This window comes from Pseudomonas sp. MD330_10 (genome assembly GCF_042610415.1).
Taxonomy (GTDB): Bacteria; Pseudomonadota; Gammaproteobacteria; order Pseudomonadales; family Pseudomonadaceae; genus Aquipseudomonas; species Aquipseudomonas rhodesiae.
In genome coordinates, this window is record NZ_JBHGZU010000169.1 from 1 (window position 1) to 234 (window position 234).

The window sequence follows — 234 nt, forward strand, 5'->3', positions numbered from 1 at the left end:
CAACGAAGCCCTGGCCGCCAAAGGTGACGATGTGCTACTCAACTTAGCGTCCAACGAGTACTTTTCGGCTGTAAAACGCACGGCCCTGAACGCGCGGATCATCAACACCGTGTTCAAGGACCTGAAAAACGGCCAGTACAAAATCATCAGTTTCTACGCAAATTAGGCGCGCGGCATGATGTGCCGTTTTGTGATCGAAGAACGCATCAATGACCCCGAAAAGCTCAATGGGTT

The 234-nt window shown here is 51.3% G+C and carries 1 pseudogene; it reads left to right on the forward strand.

The annotated features are described in order from the left end of the window. Nucleotides 1-234: pseudogene (gene yaaA, locus ACFZPT_RS27075) on the forward strand (peroxide stress protein YaaA); the annotation flags it as partial.